Source organism: Oligoflexus sp. (genome assembly GCF_035638955.1).
Taxonomy (GTDB): Bacteria; Bdellovibrionota_B; Oligoflexia; order Oligoflexales; family Oligoflexaceae; genus Oligoflexus.
This window is the reverse complement of record NZ_DASQYZ010000393.1, coordinates 1-4418: the sequence shown is the minus strand read 5'-3', so window position 1 is coordinate 4418 and position 4418 is coordinate 1. Positions and strand designations below refer to the sequence as shown.

Sequence of the window (4418 nt, the reverse complement as noted above, 5' to 3'; positions counted from 1 at the left end):
ATCCTTGCGGGCCAGAGCGTCACTCAGAAGATTTTCAATGAAGCTTTCGCCGATATGGGCCTTTTTGTTGCCGAAAAGCTTACAGCGGGCACGCAGCAAAAACTCGACCTGGATTTCCATCCCGGTGATTTCCTGCTTTTTGGTTCTCTTGCGTTTGTTTTCCAATAAACTGTAACCTGACGAAACCACTGAATATGCAAGTATGGCGTCTATAGTGATTTTAGCTGGTTGCGTGATTGGAAAACACAAACGCAACAGAGCCAAAATTCCTGTGTAATGTCAACTCCTGTAACATCAAATCCCCGCCTGGCGAGAGGAATGGAGTGGCGGCCGACGCCGCAGTGCCATGGTTGCTGGAATGCGCTTTGAATATGGCGTTCCGCACTATCGTCTGGCAAAAATTCAGGAGCGCCGAGGCATGGCTCTGCCGGCTTCAAACCAGGATCGAATGATCAAGCAGGTTGCCTACAGTGCGGCTCCGGTCCACGAAACGCTAATCAGGATGGCGGCAGACGGTGAATTGCTCCAGATCGACGACACCAAAATGAAAATCCTGAACCACTTAAAAAATGGTCAGGATCCTCCTATAAAAGAGACCCAAACTACCGTAATCATCAGCCACGTCAGGGGTCGTGCCATCACTTTGCATGTGACAGGACCAGCTCAGGCAGGTGCTAACGTGTCGAGCATCCTTGAATCAAGATCTGAGAACTTGCCGCCACCTATTCATATGTGCGATGGACTTGGCGCCAACAATTTAACCGAAGAAGCCATCGTTGCCAACTGCCTCGATCACGCCCGGCGCAAGTTCTATGATCTCCGCTCATCGTACAGGGACGAGGTGAATTTCATTTTGTCTGAATTGCAAAAGGTTTATCTGGTCGACGGCGCGGCAAAAAAGTTGTCGGCTGACAAGAGGCTTGCGATGCACCTGGAGCTAAGCAAACCAACGATGGACAGCCTCCATCAGTGGATGCAGCAGCAGTTCACCGAACGCACGGTCGAGCCCAATTCCCCGCTTGGAAAAGCCATCAACTATTCGCTTAAACGATGGACGCAGTTGACCCGGTTTCTGGAAATTCCTGGTGTACCTTTATCCAACTGCGATACCGAGCAAGCCATCAAGTGGGCCATCTGCCATCGAAAAAACTCGCTCTTCTACAAAACTCAGAATGGGGCGAAAAATGGTGATATCATCCAATCGATAATCAAGACTTGCAACAGCGCCAATGTCAATAGCTTCGACTATCTCGTGGCGCTCCAGGAAAATCGCTCGCGGGTCTATGAAAGACCTGAGCAGTGGCTGCCCTGGAACTACCGGACCAACCTGTAATTTTTATTGGCTGCGGAAAGCACACGAATGAACGTGGAGTTGAGACCGGTTATTGAAGCAATTTGCAGGACGCTCTGAAGCTGGTTTGTTGAGCACGTAACAGCGCATGCCATCGACTTTCCCTTAGGATTTCAATCTGGGTAGGACGGATCACTTACGCTTTTACTATCGCACCGATGGCCCCAGGCAACGGGAGCCGGGAACCGCGCGGCTCTTCAGTGCCGTTTGTTATTGAATATTTTCGTCAGTGGTGCGGGTGAACATCGCCCAGTTGCCCTGCCCCATGGTCTCTTCATTGACCATCAGATGGTTATACCCCATCTTGCCGCGCTCACGCCCCAAAGGCTTTATTTGTACGGACTCGAAGCGTGATGAAAGGCGGATTAACCCGCGATGTGATACAAGTTCATCATTCGGATGGGAGAAAATTTGGGTTGGAATCGGAAATGGCTGCTTTTCCATCCGAAGTCGCACAAAGTCGTAGGCAGCGTAGAACTCTCTATAAAAAGATAGAGGCAGCGAGTTATGCACGCGGTATCCGGGATCTGATAGACTTTTTATTCTCAAATTTGGCAAAAGCCGGCTCGGGCCTTTCAGAATCAGACTCCTACGTCTAATACTCAGTGCTGGAGCAAGAAAATAAGCTTTGGTAAACGTTGAACTGCTTGTGGTCAGGACATGATCAACAAACATAAGCGCACCCAAGGACATGGCTACGCAAACGCAAGGCAGGTCTCCGCATTCAGCCTTGAGACCATCTATGGCTGACTCCAGAGACTCAAAATCAAAAAGCCACGCTTTCCGGCTCGGGTCAGTCCACTCGGTAGTGGATTCGTGTCCAGCAAGCGTCAGGTTTGCAATAATATACCCTCGCTCCAGCCAAAGCCGTCCTATGTCGGCCATCCGCTCGGATTTGAGATTAAGGCCATGAACAAGAGCAGCTATGCCCTTTGGCTCAATATAGGGCTTGGTAATATCAATTTTTCCCATCAGTCATTCTTGCTTTGAACGATGCGGGGGATAAACCGACCGGTCGATTTACTATATTTCTCATAAACCGGGAACTTCTCGAGCAGAGCTTTCTCTTCAAAGCGTGCAGATCGAACATAATATGCACCAAGAACAAGCCAGTTCAAAAGTGTGATCGGGTTCGCTGTAGTAATAGCAATACCAAGGAAGAAGAGTATAAAAGCGGCGTAGATGGGATGTCTCACATGCTTATAAACGCCGTCTCTGATAACATCGCGGGGAAGATATGCGTCATTACACGGAGCAAACTCTTCACCAATCCTCATCTTCGCCCCCACAAAAATGGCTACACCAAGGGCGGAAATGGTCGTGCCGATCATCATCACGGCTGGATGCGAGTAAAGAGCGAGTCGATCGTACCCAAGGCACGACATAACGACAATGATGGGCGTCGCTATGTGGAGGTAGATATAAAACGCCTTGAACGACCTGACTGACTCTGGTTGCCTGGCTCGACCCTGCCTATAATCGCCCTTTTTCCCTTCATAGAGTCCAACTATAACTGCAGCAAACGATACATGGATGAGTAGAATCATTACGCCCAGGCTGAACATCTTTGCATCCTCCAGAGACATTGCTTTTGCACATTCCCAGCAAAAAGTAATGCCTGTTAAAACTCAATGATTTGACAAATGTTTCCACTCATCAATTCAGCATATACACCTTTCACCCGACCAGATCTATAGACATAAATTACTATGATTACAAACATTTACAGAACGTAATGCCTACAATGCAAAAAGAAGGCATGCGTGGAAGGCCAAAAGGTGGAAAGGCGTTCATTAGAAAGAAAGTGGTCAATGTTCAACGTGAGAGCGCACTTCAAGTTCTCAGCAGTGTGCGCAATTCTGATCATCCTTGCTACCTCAGCAGTTGATTTTTTGAGTATGGATCATGAAACAGCCGCTGAATTCGCAAAAATCAGAGTGGGAATATCTTGTCTGGTTCTCCTGTTAGTCGCCACTGTGATCATACTCGACAAGTTTAAAATCAGATTCAAAGATCATGTGGAAGCGTGTTTCGGGATGGCCTGCATTACGATTGCCGGTGGCTTCCTGATCTTCATCCAGGCATCCACAAGTGAAAAGTTGAGGTTTGACGTATCGATCGGAATACTGACTGTGATTGTGCTTCAACACTTTGTTCTCTACCGTTTCAAACGCATCCATCGGGCCTGGGCTGGGGGCCTTTTCATCATTCTGATTGCAGCGGCGGTCCTGTTTAACATACCTACGTTTTCTTTGATTGCCAGTCATCTTGCATGCACTGTGGTCGCTGTTTTTTATCGACATCGATTTTACACGGGTCTTGCTCGAACCCTTTCCCAGCTCAAGCGAATTGCACCAACAGCAGTAGCAGAACGCCTCATATTGTCAGACGGCGTGATCACCGATGAAGCATTCAAAGCAAAAAACCGATATTGCGTTAGCCTTATATCCGACTGGCGCGACTTTCAGTCGCTAACTGAGAGCATAGCAAACAGCGAAATCTCAGCCATTTTTGAGAAATACTATGACATCATCTACCGCAGCCTCGAACGGATCATTCCAAGCGGCGAATACTTTGTAGAATGGCATGCGGACGAGCTTTTTATCGTGTTCTATTCAGAGAACGAAGACAAGCAAGAGGTACATGCAAACGCCATCAAATTCACCGAGTTCCTAATGCACGAAGCTTTTGAACATCTTCAAAAAATCAGCCCCAAACCAATAATGTTCGATGTTGGTCTTTCCTGTGGGTATGGGCTCCTCGGCATCATGGGACCGAACGACGCAAAGAAGACAACCATCGCGTCTGAAGTTCCCGGACGGGCAAAACGGATGGAAGGAGAAGCAAAGGCAATCAGAAAGTCTGTTACATCGGCCAAGCCTATTGTGGTTGTTGACGGAGATTTTGCGCCGCACACAGGCTGTAACATAAAGCCATGGATCGCGACCAGTAAAAATATCGACAAGGAAAAGGTATATTACACACTATCCGCTTCCTCAAATCATTCTAAAAATAAAGAGAGCGAGAAAGAAAAAATCCGTTTGGTTGAGGCGGGGTAGACTAAAGA

Annotated in this window: 4 protein-coding genes; 2 read left to right on the top strand and 2 right to left on the bottom strand. The window is 47.9% G+C overall.

The features are described 5' to 3' along the window. Positions 1-346: 346 nt before the first annotated feature. Positions 347-1333 (top strand): IS66 family transposase, encoded by a 987-nt coding sequence (locus VE954_RS33755; protein ID WP_324961353.1) that lies wholly within the window; start codon positions 347-349, stop codon positions 1331-1333. A 228-nt stretch (positions 1334-1561) separates the two neighbouring features. On the opposite strand, the gene VE954_RS33750 is transcribed toward VE954_RS33755, so the two are convergent. Continuing rightward, positions 1562-2323 (bottom strand): serine aminopeptidase domain-containing protein, encoded by a 762-nt coding sequence (locus VE954_RS33750; protein WP_324961351.1) that lies wholly within the window; start codon positions 2321-2323, stop codon positions 1562-1564. Further along, positions 2323-2916, bottom strand: coding sequence for an isoprenylcysteine carboxylmethyltransferase family protein (locus VE954_RS33745; RefSeq protein ID WP_324961349.1), 594 nt, complete (start codon positions 2914-2916; stop codon positions 2323-2325). Before VE954_RS33745 ends, VE954_RS33750 begins: the two co-directional genes overlap by 1 nt. Positions 2917-3114: 198 nt before the next feature. Between VE954_RS33745 and VE954_RS33740 the strand changes: the two genes are divergently transcribed. Continuing rightward, a complete protein-coding gene (locus VE954_RS33740) occupies positions 3115-4410 on the top strand; it encodes a hypothetical protein (RefSeq protein WP_324961347.1) in 1296 nt (431 codons plus the stop codon). The last annotated feature ends 8 nt before the right edge of the window (positions 4411-4418 follow it).

What these genes read in the sequence shown, in the direction of transcription:
- VE954_RS33755 (WP_324961353.1), top strand. Translation starts at nt 347, where the DNA reads ATGGTTGCTGGAATGCGCTTTGAATATGGCGTTCCGCACTATCGTCTG.
- VE954_RS33750 (WP_324961351.1), bottom strand. Translation starts at nt 2,323, where the DNA reads ATGGGAAAAATTGATATTACCAAGCCCTATATTGAGCCAAAGGGCATA.
- VE954_RS33745 (WP_324961349.1), bottom strand. Translation starts at nt 2,916, where the DNA reads ATGTTCAGCCTGGGCGTAATGATTCTACTCATCCATGTATCGTTTGCT.